General features: G+C 63.9%; 17 protein-coding genes. 11 read left to right on the top strand and 6 right to left on the bottom strand.

Annotation, left to right across the window (positions count from 1 at the left end):
* The 5 genes from purE (at position 1) to V3C40_RS08970 (ending at position 5,138) form a co-directional block, all read left to right on the top strand.
* The gene (gene purE, locus V3C40_RS08990; RefSeq protein WP_034746126.1) at positions 1-498 is read left to right on the top strand and encodes a 5-(carboxyamino)imidazole ribonucleotide mutase; all 498 of its coding nucleotides are present in this window, start codon (positions 1-3) and stop codon (positions 496-498) included.
* A gap of 15 nt (positions 499-513) precedes the next feature.
* The gene (locus tag V3C40_RS08985) at positions 514-1,710 is read left to right on the top strand and encodes a 5-(carboxyamino)imidazole ribonucleotide synthase (RefSeq protein WP_331777214.1); all 1,197 of its coding nucleotides are present in this window, start codon (positions 514-516) and stop codon (positions 1,708-1,710) included.
* Positions 1,707-2,726 (top strand): L-threonylcarbamoyladenylate synthase, encoded by a 1,020-nt coding sequence (locus V3C40_RS08980; protein ID WP_331777213.1) that lies wholly within the window; start codon positions 1,707-1,709, stop codon positions 2,724-2,726. Before V3C40_RS08985 ends, V3C40_RS08980 begins: the two co-directional genes overlap by 4 nt.
* A gap of 241 nt (positions 2,727-2,967) precedes the next feature.
* Complete coding sequence (locus V3C40_RS08975; protein WP_331777212.1) at positions 2,968-4,353, top strand: esterase; 1,386 nt, start codon at positions 2,968-2,970, stop codon at positions 4,351-4,353.
* A 98-nt stretch (positions 4,354-4,451) separates the two neighbouring features.
* Entirely contained in the window at positions 4,452-5,138 is a 687-nt protein-coding gene (locus V3C40_RS08970; protein ID WP_072454932.1) for an OmpW/AlkL family protein, read from the top strand.
* 39 nt (positions 5,139-5,177) lie between these two features.
* On the opposite strand, the gene V3C40_RS08965 is transcribed toward V3C40_RS08970, so the two are convergent.
* Positions 5,178-5,684: a flavin reductase family protein gene (locus V3C40_RS08965; protein ID WP_034746143.1), complete on the bottom strand. Its 507-nt coding sequence runs from the start codon at positions 5,682-5,684 to the stop codon at positions 5,178-5,180.
* A gap of 177 nt (positions 5,685-5,861) precedes the next feature.
* On the opposite strand from V3C40_RS08965, the gene msrA reads away from it, so the two are divergent.
* Positions 5,862-6,395 carry a peptide-methionine (S)-S-oxide reductase MsrA gene (gene msrA, locus V3C40_RS08960; RefSeq protein WP_319990582.1) on the top strand — a complete coding sequence of 178 codons (534 nt, stop codon included), beginning with the start codon at positions 5,862-5,864 and terminating at the stop codon, positions 6,393-6,395.
* Positions 6,396-6,417: 22 nt separating this feature from the next.
* On the opposite strand, the gene V3C40_RS08955 is transcribed toward msrA, so the two are convergent.
* Together V3C40_RS08955 and pdxH are read right to left on the bottom strand one after the other, a co-directional pair.
* Entirely contained in the window at positions 6,418-7,665 is a 1,248-nt protein-coding gene (locus V3C40_RS08955) for a cyclopropane-fatty-acyl-phospholipid synthase family protein (RefSeq protein WP_331777211.1), read from the bottom strand.
* Between the two features lie 127 nt (positions 7,666-7,792).
* Entirely contained in the window at positions 7,793-9,001 is a 1,209-nt protein-coding gene (gene pdxH / locus V3C40_RS08950; protein WP_331777210.1) for a pyridoxamine 5'-phosphate oxidase, read from the bottom strand.
* Between the two features lie 112 nt (positions 9,002-9,113).
* Here pdxH and V3C40_RS08945 point away from each other — a divergent pair, with 112 nt between their 5' ends.
* A complete protein-coding gene (locus tag V3C40_RS08945) occupies positions 9,114-9,971 on the top strand; it encodes a tRNA threonylcarbamoyladenosine dehydratase (protein WP_070301070.1) in 858 nt (285 codons plus the stop codon).
* Here V3C40_RS08945 and thpR read toward each other — a convergent pair.
* The gene (thpR, locus tag V3C40_RS08940) at positions 9,968-10,486 is read right to left on the bottom strand and encodes an RNA 2',3'-cyclic phosphodiesterase (protein ID WP_331777209.1); all 519 of its coding nucleotides are present in this window, start codon (positions 10,484-10,486) and stop codon (positions 9,968-9,970) included. The two genes, V3C40_RS08945 and thpR, sit on opposite strands and share 4 nt — an antisense overlap.
* Positions 10,487-10,581: 95 nt before the next feature.
* Here thpR and V3C40_RS08935 point away from each other — a divergent pair, with 95 nt between their 5' ends.
* Positions 10,582-11,046, top strand: coding sequence for an FKBP-type peptidyl-prolyl cis-trans isomerase (locus V3C40_RS08935; RefSeq protein WP_034746152.1), 465 nt, complete (start codon positions 10,582-10,584; stop codon positions 11,044-11,046).
* A gap of 99 nt (positions 11,047-11,145) precedes the next feature.
* A complete protein-coding gene (cysK, locus tag V3C40_RS08930; RefSeq protein ID WP_034746156.1) occupies positions 11,146-12,078 on the top strand; it encodes a cysteine synthase A in 933 nt (310 codons plus the stop codon).
* Here cysK and V3C40_RS08925 read toward each other — a convergent pair.
* The gene (locus V3C40_RS08925) at positions 12,039-13,331 is read right to left on the bottom strand and encodes an SGNH/GDSL hydrolase family protein (RefSeq protein WP_331777208.1); all 1,293 of its coding nucleotides are present in this window, start codon (positions 13,329-13,331) and stop codon (positions 12,039-12,041) included. The two genes, cysK and V3C40_RS08925, sit on opposite strands and share 40 nt — an antisense overlap.
* 99 nt (positions 13,332-13,430) lie before the next feature.
* On the opposite strand from V3C40_RS08925, the gene V3C40_RS08920 reads away from it, so the two are divergent.
* Entirely contained in the window at positions 13,431-14,336 is a 906-nt protein-coding gene (locus V3C40_RS08920) for a LysR family transcriptional regulator (protein ID WP_331777207.1), read from the top strand.
* A gap of 100 nt (positions 14,337-14,436) precedes the next feature.
* Positions 14,437-14,838, top strand: a complete 402-nt coding sequence (locus V3C40_RS08915) for a ribosomal maturation YjgA family protein (RefSeq protein WP_331777206.1) — start codon at positions 14,437-14,439, stop codon at positions 14,836-14,838.
* A gap of 6 nt (positions 14,839-14,844) precedes the next feature.
* Here the strand turns inward: V3C40_RS08915 and V3C40_RS08910 are convergent, their stop codons facing one another.
* Complete coding sequence (locus V3C40_RS08910) at positions 14,845-17,664, bottom strand: M16 family metallopeptidase (protein WP_331777205.1); 2,820 nt, start codon at positions 17,662-17,664, stop codon at positions 14,845-14,847.
* Positions 17,665-17,682: the final 18 nt, after the last annotated feature.

Below are 17,682 nucleotides of genomic sequence, written 5' to 3'. Positions count from 1 at the left end.
ATGACTGAGCAAAACAAGCCGCTGGTCGGCGTCATCATGGGCTCGTCTTCGGATTGGGACGTGATGCAGAACGCGGTCGCCATGCTGAAACAGTTTGGCGTGCCGTACGAAGCGCAAGTCATTTCCGCGCACCGCATGCCCGACGAGATGTATGCGTACGCGAAAAGCGCGCGCGCGCGCGGCTTGCGTGCCATCATCGCCGGCGCCGGCGGCGCGGCCCACCTGCCTGGCATGGTGGCGGCGATGACCATCGTGCCCGTGCTGGGCGTGCCCGTGCCGTCGAAATACTTGCGCGGCGAAGATTCCATGCTGTCCATCCTGCAAATGCCCAAGGGCGTGCCAGTGGCCACGTTCGCCATCGGCGAAGCGGGCGCGGCGAATGCTGCGCTGACGGCGGTAGCGATGCTTGCCGCCAATGACGACGCCCTGGCCGAGCGCCTGGAAGCGTTCCGTGCCACGCAAACGGCCGCCGCCAAGGCCATGGTCTTGCCTGATTAATGTGTTTGAAAAATAATGAATAGTAAATCGACTTCCCCATTGCTGCCCGCCGCCCATCCACCGGCGTGGCTGGGCGTGATGGGTGGCGGCCAGCTCGGCCGCATGTTTGCCCAGGCCGCCCAGAGCATGGGCTATCAGGTGGCCGTACTGGAACCATCGGACGCCTGCCCTGCGGGGCAGGTGGCGCAGCGCCTCATCAATGCCGGCTACAGCGATGCAGCCGGCCTCGACGCCCTGGCCGCGCAATGCCTGGCCGTCACCACGGAATTCGAGAATGTGCCGGCCGACAGCCTGTCGCGCCTGGCCGAACGCGTGTTCGTGGCGCCGAACGCCCATGGCGTATCGGTGGCGCAAGACCGCATCGCTGAAAAGCGTTTCTTTGTCGGCTGTGCGGATAAATCGGGCGTGCTGCCGGCGCCGCACATGGTGATCGCCACGCAAGACGATATCGACGCCATCGGCGACGACTTGCTGCCAGGCATCTTGAAAACCGTGCGCATGGGCTATGACGGCAAGGGCCAGTTCCGCGTGCGCACGCGCGACGAGGTGCGTGCCGCCTTCGCGGAAATGGGACAAGTAACTTGCCTGTTGGAAAAGATGCTGCCGCTGGCGTATGAAGTGTCCGTGCTGACGGCGCGCGGCGTGGATGGCGAATCGGTCGTCTATCCGATCGCCGAGAATGTGCACCGCGACGGCGTCTTGTTTACCACCACCGTGCCGGGCCCGAACGTGTCCGACGATTGCGCCGCCAAGGCGCAGCGGGCGGCGCAAGCCATGGTGGCCGAACTCGGTTACGTCGGCGTGCTGTGCATCGAATTTTTCGTGCTGGAAGACGGCAGCCTGGTGGTCAATGAAATGGCGCCGCGCCCGCACAACAGCGGCCACTACACGATGGATGCCTGCGTTACGAGCCAGTTCGCGCAGCAGGTGCGGGCCATGGCGCGCTTGCCGCTGGGCGACGTGCGCCAGCATTCGCCGGCCGTGATGCTCAACATCCTCGGCGACGCCTGGTTTGCCGGCGACAGCGATGTGGTCACTGAACCGGCATGGGACCAGGTGCTGGCGTTGCCGGGCGCCTGTCTGCATCTGTACGGCAAGGACGATCCGCGCCGTGGCCGCAAGATGGGCCATTTGACCTTCATCGCCGCCACGTTGCCGCAGGCGCAGCAGCGGTTGCGCGACGCTTGCCTGATCCTGGGAATCGCGCCGTGAGCGTGCCCCCACAGGACCTGACGGCGGCCGTTGCCGTGCTGGAAGAGGGCGGCCTCGTCGCCTTCCCGACGGAAACCGTGTATGGCCTGGGCGCCGATGCGGAAAACCCGGCCGCCGTGGCGCGCATCTACGAAGCCAAGGGCCGTCCATCGGACCACCCGGTGATCGTGCACGTGGCGCCCGGCGCCGATCTGGCGCACTGGTCCGACGATATCCCGCAGGAAGCGCAGCAACTGGTGGCCGCTTTCTGGCCCGGTCCGCTGACCCTGATCGTCAAGCGCGCCGCGCATATCCCCGACGCCGTGTCCGGCGGCCAGGATACGGTGGGCTTGCGCTGCCCGTCGCACCCGGTGGCTATCGAATTGCTACGCACTTTCAAGGGCGGCAAGGGCGGCCTTGCCGCGCCGTCGGCGAATAAATTCGGCAACGTCAGTCCCACCACGGCGCAGCACGTGCGCGATGAATTCGCGGCGGAACTCGACAGCGGCTTGCTGGGCGCGGTGCTCGATGGCGGGCAGAGCGACGTGGGCATCGAGTCGACCATCGTCGACCTGTCGCGCCTGGCCACACATGGTCCCGTATTGTTGCGTCCCGGCCATATCAGCAGCGAGCAGATCGCCGCCGTCATCGGCCGCGCACCGGCTGTTGCCGATGCAGCCGCGCCGCGCGCCTCGGGTACCCTGGAATCGCATTACGCGCCACATACGCCTGTTGCGATGCAGCACAGCGATGACGTGAGCGCCACCTTGAACCGCCTGCTCAACGACGGGCGCCGCGTGGCCCTGATCCATTACTCGGATCTGCCGCCGGCCAGCGCCAGCGTGCGCTTGGCCGCCAAGCCGGAAAACTACGCACATGCGCTGTATGCCTCGCTGCGCACGATGGACCAGGTCGGCGCCGAACTGATACTCGTCGAAGCGCCTCCGACCGGCCCTGAGTGGCTGGGCGTCAATGACCGTTTGCGGCGTGCCGCGTTCGGCTCAAGTGGTATCTTGCAGCAATTCCTGTCCGTCTGAAAAAAGCCCCGCAAGGGGCTTTTTATTGATGCAGCGCAATAGCAATGCTTGCCACGAAACATAGTAAATCCTCCATAATTCAGCAGATCGGCCGCTCGTGACAGGGCGCTGGCGATGTTGTTATTTCGTTGATTTTTAAAACATATTTTCTATACAAGCCTGAGGAACGATGGCATATTAGTTGGGTAGCGAATAGCACGCCCGTTCGTTTAGAAACCAGAAAAAAGACCGAGGAGACAAAATGCATCAAACAAAATTCGCGCTGGCCGTGCTGGCTGCGGCTGTCCTGGCAGGTTGCGGCGGCGCCAGTGGCGGTGATCAAGCCTTGAAAGTCAAATACACGGCGCAGGTGTCGTTCGGCGACAGCCTGTCCGATGTCGGCTCGTATGCCGTGGGTACGGTGCAGGCCAAAGGTGGCGGCAAGTTCACCATCAATGGCGACAATACCAAGATCAATCCTGAACTGACGGGCAAGAACTGGACCGAGCACCTGGCCGCGCAATTCGGCCTGGCCGCGCCATGCGCCGCCGAGACGGGTCTGGAGGGGAATGCGGCGCAAGGCCTTTCCGTACCGCGCGTCAAGCATGCCGGCTGCTACGGCTACGCCATGGGCGGTTCGCGCGTCACCAACCCCGTCGGTCCGAACAACAAATTGACGGGCAGCCCGCTGGGCGCCTTGACCGTCCCCGTGGTGACGCAGATCGCGAACCACCTGGCCGTTTCCGGCGGCAAGTTCAGCGGCACGGAAGCCGTTTTCGTGATGGCGGGCGGCAATGACGTGCTGTACCAGCTGGGTGTATTGCAAGCGGGCGCGACCGCTGCTGGCAAGGCTGCCGGCGCGGCCGCAGGCGCCCAGGCTTTCGCCACCAACCTGGCCATGGCTCTGGCCGCTGGCGCCACCAACCCTGCGACGGCAGCGGCTGCCATCGGCGCCGCCATCAAGACGGCCAGCGCCGCGCCGGGCGCCACGTCGACGACCATCGTCGGCGCCGCCGTGCAAGCCGCCGTGATTGCCGGCAATACGAATGCCCCAACCCTGGCCCCCGCCCTGGCCGCCAAGGCGCAAGCCGATGCGACGGTGACGGGTAACGCTGCCGGCGCCAAGGCCGGTGCCGATTACGCCGTGGCTCAGGGACCGACGCTGGTTGCCGCCATGAAACAAGCGGGTACCGAACTGGTGGCGCTGGTCAAGGACCAGATCATCGCCAAGGGCGCCAACTATGTCATCGTCAACAATCTGCCTGACGTGGCCGGTACGCCGTCGGGCCTGAGCAAGGATGCCAATACCAAGGCGCTCATCAACGCCATGGTCAGCGCCTTCAACGGCGAACTCAGTGGCGGCCTGAGCGCCAATGCGAAAGTCTTGCTGGTCGACGTGTTTGCCGTCAGCCATGACCAGGCCACCAACCCTGGCCCGTATGGCTTGACCAACGTCAGCGAGACGGCGTGCGACTTGAGCGCGCCAGGCAATATTCTGGGCAGCTCGCTGGTGTGCAATGGCACGAACCTGAAAGCGGGCGACGTCAGCCACTACTCGTATGCCGATGATGTGCATCCTACGCCGTTCAACAACCTGCTGCTGGCCCGTTATGTGGCCAAGGACATGGTTGTGCGGGGCTGGCTGTAAGGATGGCCGCGCCAGCTGCGTCCCGGGGGCGTGGCTGGCGCTGGCAGCGACAAGACTCGATAGCGGAACACTCCGCACACAATGAATCAGGAGACAAGATGAAGAATCGTTTGAATACCGCTGTACGCGTGCTGGCCGCGGCTGCCGCGATGGCCATGGCGACGGGCGCTTCGGCGCAAAGCGCAGGCACCTGGATGGTCAAGGCCGGCGTCAACAAGATCACGCCGCACGTCGACAGTGGCGACATTTCCGCGCCGGCATTGCCGAACACCAAGGCCGACGTCAAGGCGGACACCAAGCCCATCCTGACCTTTGCCTACATGATCACGGACAATATTTCCGCTGAAATGATCCTGGGCGTGCCGTACAAGCATGAGCTGGTCGGCGATGGTTCCATCAAGGGTACGGGCAAGCTGGGGACGGCGGAAGCCTTGCCGCCGACGGCCTTCATCCAGTACCGCTTCTTCCAGCCCAATGCGATGATCCGTCCTTACGTGGGCGCGGGTTTGACATATGCCTATTTCCAGAAAGAAAAAGGCTCGGGCCAGATGACGGCCTTGCTCGATCCGGGTGGAAAACCGGTCACCTACCGCCTGGACAACAAGCTGGCAGGCAGCCTGGTGGTTGGCAGCACCTTGGCGATCAACGAGCGCTGGTTTGCCGACGTGGCCGTGGTCAAGACTTTCCTGAAAACCAAGGCGAAATTCTCGACGGGGCAGACGCAGAGCATCACGCTCGACCCGCTCGCCGTGAGTGTCAGCATCGGGTATAACTTTACCCTGTAAAACAAAAAATCCGCCTCGGCGGATTTTTTTTTGTCCCGCTCAGGCTGGCGGTGTATTGAACTTCCCATTGTGGAAGATCAAGGGCGGTTGCGCGGCAAACGCGCATTGTTCCACTTCGCCCACGAAAATGACGTGGTCGCCTTCCGGATAGCGGCTGCGGTTGTGGCATTCGAACCAGGCCGACGCGCCTTTCAGGATGGGCTGGCCCGTGCGCGACAGTTCGTATTCGACGTCGTCGAATGGGTTCGGGGTGCGGCGTGAAAAGCGCGTGGCCAGTTCCGCCTGCTCGGCACCGAGCACGTTGATGACGTAATGCGAGTTGCCGCTGAAGATGGGCATGCTGTTCGCCACGGAACCGAGGCTCCACAGCACCAGCGGCGGCGACAGCGAGACGGAATTGAAGGAACTGGCCGTCAAGCCGCGGAAACTGCCGTCGGCCAGGCGCGTCGTAATGACCGTCACGCCGGTGGCAAACTGCGACAGTGCCTGGCGGAAATGTGCCGTATCGAATTCTTGCGCTGGCGCGCGGGGAGAGCGTGTGTTCATGGGTGACCTGTCTATTTGCTGACATTATGCCAAAAATCGGCCGCGCCAGCGCAATCGTGGCCGGCATGCCCCTTATGTGCGGTGCACCACGCACCGTTTCAAGCGGCACTGCAGGCCATGGCGCTTTGCTTTACAGTAATGAAATGATACGTCGCAGAGGCGTTGCGGGAGGACATCATGCATCAACAGACGGAAGTGGCGGTATTCGGCGGTGGCTGTTTCTGGTGCCTCGATGCCGTGTACGGGGAAGTGCGCGGCGTGACGCGCGTCGAGGCCGGCTATACGGGCGGCAGCGTACCCAACCCCACATATGAACAGGTGTGCACGGGCGAGACAGGCCACGCGGAAGTGGTGCGCCTGGAATTCGATCCCGCCGTCATCAGTTATCACGACTTGCTGGAAATCTTTTTTACTTTGCACGACCCCACCACCATGAATCGGCAAGGCAACGATGTCGGCACGCAATTTCGCTCCGTCATCCATTACCAGTCGGCGGAGCAGGAAAAGGTGGCGCGCAAGGTGCTCGCCGAGATGGCCGGCGTGTGGGATGCGCCCATCGTCACGCAGCTGGCGCCGGCAGCCACCTTTTATCCGGCCGAGGAGTACCACCAGAATTATGTCGAGCAGCATCCCTTGCAGGGCTATTGCGCGCTCGTCGTCGCGCCCAAGGTGGAGAAATTCCGCGCCATGTATGCGGGGCGCCTGAAGTAAGCGCCCCGCACGTGTCCGTCTGTCAGGGCGTGAGCACGGGCGCTGGCCTTGTTTCCTGCGTATTCTCCTGCGCATACATGTAGTTGCGCGACCAGGGCAAGGTGGAAGAACGCCGCCCCGCCTTCACGCAGACGATCTGGTACAGGCTGATCAAATCTTGCTCGAAGGCATAGGCGCAGCCGGCCAGGTAGACGTGCCAGATGCGGAAGCGCCGTTCGCCCGCCAGCGGACGGATCTGCTCGGCATGGGCTTCGAAATTTTCCGTCCACAGGGCGCACGTGCGCGCATAGTGGCGCCGCAGGTTTTCCACGTCCAGCACTTCCAGCCCCCCCTGCTGCATGGTTTTCAGGACATTGCCGATGTGCGCCAGCTCGCCATGCGGGAACACATATTTTTCGATGAATTCGCCGCCGCCGTATGGCGTTTCGCCATTGTCCGGATCGGTCGAGGTGATGCCGTGGTTCATCGCCATGCCGTCGGGCGCCAACAATTTGTTGATGATGGAAAAGTAGTCGGGCAAATGCTTCAATCCCACGTGTTCGAACATGCCCACGCTGGTGATGCGGTCGAACTGGCCCGTCACGTCGCGGTAGTCTTGCAGGCGGATATCGATCAGGTGCGCCAGGCCGGCCGCCGCCACGCGCTCGCGCGCCAGCGCGTACTGGTTTTCCGACAGGGTCACGCCCACGCAGCGGGCGCCATATTGCTGCGCTGCACGTATGACGAGCGCGCCCCAGCCGCAGCCGATGTCGAGCAGGGTCTGACCCGGCTGCAGCTGGATTTTCTTCAGGATATGGTCGATCTTCTTGACTTGCGCCTGCGCCAGGGTTTCATCGCCCTGTTCGAAATAGGCGCAGGAATACACGAGGGCGGGGTCGAGAAACTGTTCATAAAACGCATTCGACACATCGTAGTGATAGCGGATGGCTTCCGCATCCTTGCTCTTGTCATGCGTAAAGCTGCGCACGATGCGGGCCAGCTTGCCTTCCGGCTTCAGGGTATTGCGCGCCAGGGCATTGCAGATGGAAATCATGTCCTGGGCCGTACCCTTGACCTCGATATTGCCTTCCACATAGGCCGAACCCAGATTCGCCAGCGACGGGTTCAGCAGGTAGCGGGCCGAGGCGACGGTCGGCAGGCGGATGGTGACTCTCGGCGCTTCGCTGGACAGGTCGACGTGCTGGCCGTTCCACAATTCTATGCGTAGCGGCAAGGCGGTTTTGCTGCGGATGCTGGCGATCCAGGACTTGAGTTGGTTTTGTACAAACAAAATGGCCTCCAATGAAGCGGCCCCGGCTGGAGCCGCAAATTGAGAAACAATGTCATTTAGTAACTTCTAACCTCATAGCCTACACCGATATTGACCAGCTTGCTTTGCGCCGCCTTGGCTATCCTGCTTATGGTTGCAAGCGCTGCATGCTCCATTGCCCGTCAGCACCGCGCGTAAACACGATGCGGTCGTGGAAGCGCGAACGGCGCCCCTGCCAGAATTCGATGCGCTCCGGCTGCAGACGGTAGCCGCCCCAGTGGGCCGGGCGCGGCGGCTGCGCGTCGCCAACGGCGGCGGCCACGGCTTCGTAATTGCTTTCCAGCGCGGCACGGCTGTCGATGGGCGCGCTTTGCTGCGAGGCAATCGCCGACAGCCGGCTTTGCAGGGGACGCACATTGAAATACTCGTCGTTCTCGGCCGCCGTGGTTTTCACCACCGTGCCCTCGATGCGCACTTGCCGCTCCAGCTCGCGCCAGAAGAACAGCAGGGCGGCGTGCGGGTTGTGTTGCAGATGCTGGCCCTTGTCGCTGTGGTAATTCGTGTACCAGGTAAAACCCCGCTCATCGAATTGCTTGATCAGCACGATGCGCGAGCTGGGCTTGCCATCAGGGCCGACGGTGGACAAGTCCATGGCGTTCGGCTCCATCACTTGCGCGTTGATGGCCTCGGCAAACCATTTCTGGAACTGGGCGATGGGATCGGCCAGCACGTCCGTCTCGCTCAGGCTCGATTGCACGTAATCGGTGCGCATGGCGGCCAGCACGGCGGCCGCGTCCGGCACTTCGGCAGCTTCTGGCACATCGGGCGCGATGCCGCGGCGGCGCTGCATGGCCGTGCCCAGCTGCTCCATTTGTTGCGCGCTGAACAGGCGCTTGGCCATGGGCGCCAGTTGGCCCTCTTCCTTGCTCATATGGGCATGGTAGGCGGCAACGTAGGCGGCCACGCCATCGGCGGACAGCTGCGTGCCCGTACCGGCCGCGATCGCGTCCAGTTCCGGGCGCAGGGTCAGCCAGGCCTGGTCCATGCGCTGGTGGTCGGCCAGGATTTCCGGCACCAGGGTCGCCAGCAGGGCGGCATCGTCGCCCGTGGCGGTCGCTTGCAGCATCGGCATCAAGTCCTGCTCTTCATCGTCATGGTGCAGATGGGCGGCTTTATTGAAATACTGCAACACCGCCTTGGCCGCCTGCTGCGCGTCCGCCGTGTTGCCGTGCTGCGCCAAATGGCCCAGCAGGTTTTGCAGGGTCGTCAGCTGCTTGCGGATCTTGTCGTGACAATGCTTGAGCACGGCGATGGGCTGGTCAAAGCCGGGAACGGAGTCGAACAGGGGAGAGGTCATGGCGAGTTCTCGTGGTGGGCGGCGTGGGGGCGTGGCGACAGTGCGGCTTGTCGCTGTGTCAATTCGGCTATTTTAGAATATCCGTCAGCGCAGTGTCCGTTAAAATGGCGCCATGCATACCTCCACCAATGAACTAATTTCCATGGACTTGACCGAGATCGATTTTGAGCGGCGTTTCGGCGGCATCGCCCGCCTGTACGGCGCGCCCGCGCTGGAGCGTTTCCGCGCCGCCCATGTGTGTGTGATCGGCGTGGGCGGCGTCGGTTCCTGGATCGTCGAAGCGCTGGCGCGCAGCGCCATCGGCCGCCTGACCCTGATCGATCTCGATAATGTTGCCGAATCGAACATCAACCGCCAGATCCAGGCCATGAGCGACACCATCGGCCAGGCCAAGATTACGGCCCTGGCTGAACGCATCGAACTGATCAACCCGTTTTGCCAGGTCACGCAGATCGAGGATTTTATTACCCCCGATAATCTGGACCAACTGCTGGGCGGGCGCGATTTCGACTACCTCGTTGATGCCATCGACAATGCCAAGGCGAAAGCGGCCGTGATCGCATATTGCCGCGCGCGCAACATTCCCATGCTGACCATCGGCAGCGCGGGCGGGCAGACGGACCCGACCCTGATCGCCGTGCGCGACCTGTCGAAAACGGAACAGGAACCGCTGCTCAAGCGAGTACGCAAACTGTTGCGTACTGAATATGGTTTCCCCCGTGGCGTGAAAAACAAATTCAATGTCGACGCCGTGTTTTCCATGGAACCGTTGAGCACGCCCGAGAGCGCTGAAGCGTGCGCCATCGATGGCGGCGCGCCCGCCGGCGTGACGGGCCTGAACTGCGCCGGCTTCGGTTCCAGCGTGGTGGTGACGGCCAGCTTCGGCATGGTGGCGGCTGCGCATGCGCTGAAAAGCTTGCGCCAGGACAAATTGTCCGAGGTGCCCGTGTCGATACCGGACGCCGCCTAGCTTAATTTCCTGCTGGCCAGGATGCGGTAGTCGCCGCTGCTCTTGAGCGATTCCACCAGCACCAGCTCGTCCGCCAGCCAGGTGATGGGCGCGAAGTCCCCGATGGCCGGCGGCGGCGCTTGGCGCGCCAGGGTCACGTGCGGCGTAAAACGGTCGTGCTCGAAGCGGGGCGCCAGTCCCTGTTCCGCCAAGTTACGCATGCAGGCCGCGCGCAAGTCCAGCAGGGCGGGCGACGGCTGCGCCAGGGCGGCCCAGGCCAGCGCCAGCTTCGTAAAATGGCTGGCGTGATCGAACAGCAGGGGCATGGGATGCGCCGGTGTGTGCGCCAGAATGTCCAGCAGGGGCGGCAGGTCGCTGGCCGGGCGCTGGCCCAGGAAGGCCAGGGTCAGGTGCAGCTTGTCTGGACGCACGGGTTTGCCTTCCAGGCGCGCCTGCCAGGCGGCCAGGGCCGCGCGCGTGGCCGCATCAGGCCACAGCGCGTAAAACAGGCGGGGGCAGTGTGTATCGGGCGACAAGTTTTTCCTATCGTTGCGGCGGTTTGCTATTATTGGCGTTCCCTGCCCACTTGCACTGGCAGGGATCTTACCGAAACTCACTGAAAGAATACATCATGACGCGTAGCTCCGTTTTGTTTGCCCTGATCTGCTCCGTCGCCGCGTCGCTGGCGCAGGCACAGGCGCCAGCGCCTGTTCCCGCCTCGGCCGTCTCGCTGAGCCCCGGCCCTGTCGCCGATAAATTGATCCTGATCGACAACAAGGTCGGCACGGGCAAGGAAGCGTCCGTCGGCAGTAACGTCACCGTGCACTACACGGGCTGGCTCTACCGTCCGCTGGCGAAAGATTCGCGCGGCAAGAAGTTCGACAGCTCCGTCGGTCGTGGCCCGTTTGATTTCCCGCTCGGCAAGGGCATGGTCATCAAGGGTTGGGACCAGGGCGTGGCCGGCATGAAAGTGGGCGGCAAGCGCACCCTGATCATTCCAGGCGAACTGGCCTACGGCCCGCGCGGCGCCGGCAATGGCGACATTCCGCCGAACTCGGCACTGATCTTCGACGTGGAATTGCTGGACGTGAAGTAATTGTTCAGTTTGGCGGCTGCGCATGCCCGCGCCGCCGCCATTTACGCTCTGAAACGCGGTAGACTGGGTTCTCCTGAAATTGCTGTGGAGACCACCCCCATGAACATCGCCAACGACGTCACTGAACTGATCGGCAACACCCCCCTGGTGCGCATCAACCGCATCGCCGCCGGCAGTGTGGCCACCATCCTGGCCAAACTCGAATTCTACAATCCCGCGCACAGCGTCAAGGACCGCATCGGCCTGGCCATGATCGTCGCCGCGGAAGCCGCAGGCAAGATCCATTCCGATACCGTCATCGTCGAGCCCACCAGCGGCAACACGGGCATCGCGCTGGCCATGGTATGCGCCGCGCGCGGCTACCGCTGCACCCTCGTCATGCCCGACACCATGAGCCGCGAACGGCGCATCCTGCTGCGCGCCTATGGCGCAGAACTGGTGCTCACGCCCGGCAGCGAAGGCATGCTGGGCGCCATCCGCAAGGCCGAGGAACTGGTGGCGGCCGACTCGCGCTATCTGATGCTGCAGCAATTCAACAATCCCGCCAATCCCGCCATCCACCGCGCCACGACGGCCGAGGAAATCTGGCGCGATACGGATGGGCAAGTGGACATCGTCGTTGCTGGCGTGGGCACGGGCGGCACGATTACCGGCATCGGCGAAGTGCTGAAGGAACGCAAGCCCGGCTTGCAGGTGATCGCCGTGGAACCGGAAGCGTCGCCGATGCTGTCGAAGGGCACCAAGGGACCGCATCCGATCCAGGGCATCGGCGCCGGTTTCGTGCCGCAGATTTTGAACACGGCCATCTATGACGAAATCATTTGCGTCAAGAACGACGACGCCTTCGCCACGGCGCGCCTGGCCGCCAGCGATGAAGGCTTGCTGGTCGGCATCTCGTCGGGCGCCGCCCTGTGGGCTGCCCTGCAAGTGGCGCGCCGTCCGGAAAACGCGGGCAAGCACATCGTCACCATCATCCCCTCGTTCGGCGAGCGTTATTTGAGCACGGCTTTGTACGCGGGCTTGGGCGACTGATTTGTAAATAGTAGGGACAGATCTGTCCCTTCCGCCAGCGCCCGGTTGCCTGCGTCGCCCGGGTGCAGGTGGTCGCCCGAGTCGTAGGCGGGCAGCAGGCGCAGCGGGTGTGCGGGGTCGCGCGCCAACGCGTCGAAGTCGAGCACGGCATCAAAGCTGCCGCTGGCGCGTATCCACGCATTCAGTTGCTGGCGCAGCGCATCTTTGTCAAGCTGGTAATAGTTGCTCAAGGGCGTGCCGGGCAGGGCGCCGGCGAACGGCGTCAGGGTGGCCGCGATTACGCGCACACCGCGGCTGTGCGCCTGGGCGATCAGTTGGGTGTAGCCGTTTGTTAACTCCTCCAACGTCGGCCGTTTTGACCGTGGCGCAAACGCCGTGCCGGGCCAGCTGATGTCATTGATCCCCAACAAGACGACCACCGTGCGCACGCCTGGTTGCGCCAGTACGTCGCGCTCGAAGCGGGCCAGGGCATTGTCTCCCATGCCGTCGGACAACAGCCGCGCGCCGGAAATGCCCGCATTGATCACGGCCACGCCGTGCGGCGCCAGACGCTTGGCCAGGAAATCGGGCCAGCGCGCATCCATCCCCAGGCTGGCAGTGGCGCCATCGGTAATTGAATCGCCGAGGATGGCCACGGCTTGCGCCCCCGGTGCCGCCTCCACCTGAATCGCACTGAGTAAAAGGCGCGCCGTGGTGGTCTGCATGCCAGGCGCGTCATCGATGCGCGCGGCCCGCGTCTGGTCCTGCGGGGCGATCCACGCCGTCTCGCGCCCATCCCAGTGAAACGTGGAGACGGGACTGGCTTGCGGCAGGTGGATGCTCACCGTCAGGCGAGCCAGGTCCGGCACGGACAGGTCGACGGGGTCGCTGACGAGCGGCGCGCCCGGCGCCACGCTGGCCGCCGGCTGGCCGGAAAACGTCAGCGTGCGCAAGCTGCCCGCTTCGATGGCGGAAGCGGAAGCGGCCAAGGCCACGGTGGCCGCGCCGATGCGCAGCGGCACCTTGCCGTACGCATTCGACAGCACGATGCGCACGCGCGGGCCGCCCACGCTGAGGCGCGCCACCTGGCGCACGGTCTGCCCGTGCAGCACGGCGGGCACATTGCTGGGGAGCAGGAAATAGCTGCTCCACACGGCTTGGGGGCTGGCCGTCCAGCTGGCCAGCCAGGTGGGTGCGGGATCGGCCGCATGAGCGGCGGGAGTAGTCAGCGCCAGGCTCAGCAGGATGGAGGGGAAGAGGGACAATCGTTGCATGGCGGCTCGCTTCATCAAGGGGAACGCCTGCATGATGAAAGCAAAGCCATTTATGTACTAGACTATCTCATCGAAGAACATTTATGAGTTGAATTCACAATGGCCAGACTGGAAGTGAACCGCTCCGGCGAGCTGGAAGTGTTCGTGCGCGTGGTCGAGCTGGGCGGCTTTTCCGCCGCCGCGCGCGCCTGCGGCATGACGCCATCGGCGGTCAGCAAGCTCGTTTCGCGGCTCGAAGAGCGCCTGGGCGCGCGCCTGCTGAACCGCTCCACGCGCCAGCTGCAGCTGACGGCCGAGGGTTGCGGCCTGTACGAACGGGGACAGCACGTGCTGGCGGCGCTGGACGAGGCCGAGCGCTGCGCCGGCGTGCAGGATGTGCCGCGCGGCAGAATCAAGGTCAATGCGAACGTGCCCTTCGGCCAGCATTTCTTGTTGCCGCTGGCGCCGTTGTTTCTCGAACGCTATTCCGAGGTGACGCTCGACATCGTGCTCACGGACGCCGTCGTCGATATCCTCGAGCAGCGCACGGACGTGGCCGTGCGGGCGGGGCCATTGAAAAGCTCCAGCTTGCTGGCGCGCAAGCTGGGCCAGACGCGCATGGTCATCGTGGCATCGCCAGCCTACCTGGCCCGGCACGGCACGCCGCAGCTAGCCACCGAGTTGGCCTCGCACAATCTGCTCGACGCCAATTACGCGCGCGCCCGCTCGGGCTGGCCGCTGCGCCTGCCCGAGGGTGACGTCGTCGTGCCGGTCACGGGCAATGCACAGGCCAGCGATGGCGAAGCCTTGCGGCAACTGGCGCTGGCGGGACTGGGACTGGCACGCCTGGCCGCTTTCCAGGTGCGCGCCGATATCGCGGCCGGCCGGCTGCAGGCCGTGCTGGAAGAGTGCAATCCCGGCGACAGCGAGGAAGTGCATGCCGTGTTCGTGGGGCAAGGCGGGCATGTGCCGCTGCGCGTGCGCGTGTTTCTCGATTTCCTGGCGCAGCACGTCGACCTTGGCTGAGGTTGTCCAAGCGCATTAGGCTACAGGCAGACACGGCCGCGCAGTACAATATCGGACGGGCCGCAATGGTTCGGCCCGTATTGTGCCTTTGAATGGAAATATGTTCCTGGTAAAACCTGAACGCCGCCGCCTGCTGCAGGTGGGCGCAACCGTGGCTGTCATCGCGCTGGGCCTGGCCTCGCGCGCCTTTCCCCAATTCGTCCCTGCCGCGCTCGGCAAGTATCCGGGCGACGTCCTGTGGGCCATGATGATCGTCTTTGCGCTGGGCATTGTCGCCACGCGCATGCGCACGTGGCAGCTGGCGCTGACGGCCTTGCTGATCTGCTTTGCCGTGGAATTCGGCCAGCTATACCAGGCGCCGTGGATCGTCGCGTTGCGCGCGCATCCGCTGGGACACCTCGTGCTGGGCTCCGCCTTCGGCTGGGTCGACCTGATCGCCTACGCGGCGGGCGTGGCGATCGCGGCGCTGGTGGATCAAGCGGCGCTGTTCAAGCGCCGCTAATCCTGATTACTTGACGTTACCTTCCGCGTCGCGCAATTCGACGGGCGCCAGCTTCAGCTTCGACAATTGCGGAGCGATCTTCGCCTTGTCGCCCACGCCGATGACGATCAGCTTTTCCGGCTGCAGGTATTTCTTCGCCACCTGCTGTACCTGCTTGTCCGTCACGCTGGCAAAGCGCTGCGGCAAGGTCGTGTAATAGTCGAGGCCCAGGCCGTAGATATACGTGTTGGCCATGCTGGCGCTGATGCTGGCATTCGTCTCGAACTGGCCGGGCAAGGACAGCACTTGCGAATTGCGCGCATTCGCCAGTTCTTGGCGTGCCAAGGGCTTGGCGATCATGGCGCGGATTTCCCTGACGGTTTCCGATACGGCCGGGCCCGTCACATCGGTGCGCACGCTGGCGGCAATCGAGAACGGTCCAGGCTGATTGCGGTACTGGAATTGCGAGCGCACGCCATAGGTGTAACCCTTTTCTTCGCGCAAGTTGGTGTTCAGGCGGCTGGTAAACAAGCCGCCCAGCGCTGCGTTCATCACTTGCAGCGGCGCGTAATCGGGCGTGGCGCGCGGCACGGCGATGGTTGACAGGCGCACGGCCGTTTGCGGCGCACCCGGCTTGTCGACCAAAATCAATTTTGCTTTCGTCGTCTGCGGCGCCGCAGCCACGGATGGCGCCACCGTGCCTGGCTTCCAGCTGCCAAACTTCGCTTCGGCCAGCGCCTTCAATTCCGCCTCGCCGATATCGCCCGAAACGATCAGCGCCGCATTGTTCGGCAGGTAATGCTGCTGCCAGAAACCTTGCAGGTCGGCGCGGCTGGCCGCTTTCAAGGCTGCTTCCGTGCCCAGCTGGATGTAGCCATATGGATGCTGCGGGCCGTACAGGGCCGCCGCTTCCACGCGGGCCGCCACCGCGCCCGCGTTTTCGCGCTGCTGCGCCAGTTCGCCGATGCGGCTGGCGCGCTGGCGCTCGACTTCTTCCTGGGGGAATTGCGGATGCAGCACCACGTCGGCCAGCACGTCGAGCGCTTGCGGGAACGTGGCTTTGAGCGACGTCAGCTGGGCGAACGACGCGTCCACGCCGGAGCCGGTATTGAGCAGCGCGCCCAGCTGCGCCACGTCGTCGGCGATCTGTGGCGCGCTGCGCGTGGCCGTGCCTTCCTGCAGCAATTGCGCCGTAAAGCTCGACAAGCCCGGCTGCGCCAGCGGATTGGCGCCCGAGCCGCTTTTCACCACGAGCTGGCTGGACACGAGCGGCACGGCCCCGTTGTAGTGGTGGATCACGGTCAGGCCGTTCGCCAGGGTGAACGATTTTCCTTGCGGTAAAACAATCTTCGGTGCGGGACCGGCCTTCGGCACGGCATTGCGCCAGGGTTCGTCCGCATTGATGGCCGTGCCGGGCGCAGGCTTGACCTTGCCAGGCGCCGGCGTCGGCACTTCCGCGCCCAGGTCCGGCGTGCCGGGCACGCCGTAGACGACCACGCGCGACTGGTTCTTCAGGTACTGGTCGACGGCGCGCTGCACGCCGGCCGCCGTCACCTGGCGGTAGCGTTCGATATCCTTGGCCAGGTAGCCGGGGTCGCCCACGTACTGGTTGTATTCGTTGAGCAAGTTGGCCACGCCGTGGCCGCCCATTTTTTCCACCTGGCTCAGCATGCTCGTCTCGATGCTGTTGCGCGCGCGTTCCAGTTCCTTCTCGGTCGGGCCCTTGGCGCGCAATTGTTCCAGCTCCGCCTGCAAGGCTTGCTCGATTTCCTCGGGCTTGCGGCCCGGGCGCGCCGTCGCGTCGATGGTGAAAATCGACGTGAGAGCGTTCGAGCCCTGGCTGGCGCCCACGTCCTGCGCGATCTGCTTGTCGTACACCAGGGATTTATATAAACGGCTGGACTTGCCGCCGGCCAGGATGTGCGCGGCCATCGACAGTTCCGCGTCGTCCCTGGTGTAGGCGGACGGCGTCAGCCAGGCCATGAAGACGCGCGGCAACTCGACCCGGTCCTGTACCACGATGCGGCGTTCCTGCGTGATGGGCGGCGTCACGACATTCGGTTTCGGCACGGCCGGGCCGCTCTTGAAGCTGCCGAAGTATTTATTGACCAGTTCCTTGGTCTTCGCCTTGTCGATGTCGCCCGCGATCACGAGGCTGGCGTTGTTAGGACCATAGTATTTGGTGAAGAAATCCTTGATGTCGGCCAGCTTCGCGTTCTGGATGTCCGCGTGCGAACCGATGACGCTGGCGTAATACGGGTGGGTCTTGGGAAACAGCTGGTGGTACAGCGCTTCCTGCACGATGCCGTACGGCGCATTCTCCACGCTTTGGCGGCGCTCGTTGCGCACCACGTCCTGCTGGTTCGTCAGCGCCGTCTGATCGAGCACGTCGAGCAGATAGCCCATGCGGTCGGAATGCGTCCACAGGGCCAGTTCCAGCTGGTTCGACGGCACCGTGTCGAAATAATTGGTGCGGTCGAAATCCGTGCTGCCGTTGGAATCGGTGGCGCCCGCGCCTTCGAGCAACTGGTCGGCCATGCCGCGCGGCACGTGCTTGGTGGCGGCAAACATCATGTGCTCGAACAAATGCGCAAAGCCCGTCAGGCCCGGCGCTTCATTGGCCGGTCCCACGTGGTACCAGATGTTGACGGCCGTGACGGGCAATTTATGGTCTTCCACGAGAATGACGTCGAGGCCGTTCGGCAAAGTGTATTTTTCGTAGGCGATATGGGGCACGGACGTCGCACCTGTCGTGACGGCGGCATCGGCGGCGTGGGCGAGGGTGAGCGGGGCGCCGTACAGCGACAGCAGCAGGGCGGGTAGGGCCAGCAGTTTGATCGGTTTCATGCATGCTTCCAGGGATGG

This window comes from Janthinobacterium sp. LS2A, assembly GCF_036543145.1.
Taxonomy (GTDB): Bacteria; Pseudomonadota; Gammaproteobacteria; order Burkholderiales; family Burkholderiaceae_D; genus Janthinobacterium; species Janthinobacterium aestuarii.
This window is presented reverse-complemented; position numbering and strand designations above follow the sequence as displayed.

Bases quoted from the DNA above. Each gene is read 5' to 3' on its own strand.
- purE (WP_034746126.1), top strand. From the start codon at position 1: ATGACTGAGCAAAACAAGCCGCTGGTCGGCGTCATCATGGGCTCGTCT.
- V3C40_RS08985 (WP_331777214.1), top strand. From the start codon at position 514: ATGAATAGTAAATCGACTTCCCCATTGCTGCCCGCCGCCCATCCACCG.
- V3C40_RS08975 (WP_331777212.1), top strand. From the start codon at position 2,968: ATGCATCAAACAAAATTCGCGCTGGCCGTGCTGGCTGCGGCTGTCCTG.
- V3C40_RS08970 (WP_072454932.1), top strand. From the start codon at position 4,452: ATGAAGAATCGTTTGAATACCGCTGTACGCGTGCTGGCCGCGGCTGCC.
- V3C40_RS08965 (WP_034746143.1), bottom strand. From the start codon at position 5,684: ATGAACACACGCTCTCCCCGCGCGCCAGCGCAAGAATTCGATACGGCA.
- msrA (WP_319990582.1), top strand. From the start codon at position 5,862: ATGCATCAACAGACGGAAGTGGCGGTATTCGGCGGTGGCTGTTTCTGG.
- pdxH (WP_331777210.1), bottom strand. From the start codon at position 9,001: ATGACCTCTCCCCTGTTCGACTCCGTTCCCGGCTTTGACCAGCCCATC.
- V3C40_RS08945 (WP_070301070.1), top strand. From the start codon at position 9,114: ATGCATACCTCCACCAATGAACTAATTTCCATGGACTTGACCGAGATC.
- V3C40_RS08935 (WP_034746152.1), top strand. From the start codon at position 10,582: ATGACGCGTAGCTCCGTTTTGTTTGCCCTGATCTGCTCCGTCGCCGCG.
- cysK (WP_034746156.1), top strand. From the start codon at position 11,146: ATGAACATCGCCAACGACGTCACTGAACTGATCGGCAACACCCCCCTG.
- V3C40_RS08925 (WP_331777208.1), bottom strand. From the start codon at position 13,331: ATGCAACGATTGTCCCTCTTCCCCTCCATCCTGCTGAGCCTGGCGCTG.
- V3C40_RS08920 (WP_331777207.1), top strand. From the start codon at position 13,431: ATGGCCAGACTGGAAGTGAACCGCTCCGGCGAGCTGGAAGTGTTCGTG.
- V3C40_RS08915 (WP_331777206.1), top strand. From the start codon at position 14,437: ATGTTCCTGGTAAAACCTGAACGCCGCCGCCTGCTGCAGGTGGGCGCA.
- V3C40_RS08910 (WP_331777205.1), bottom strand. From the start codon at position 17,664: ATGAAACCGATCAAACTGCTGGCCCTACCCGCCCTGCTGCTGTCGCTG.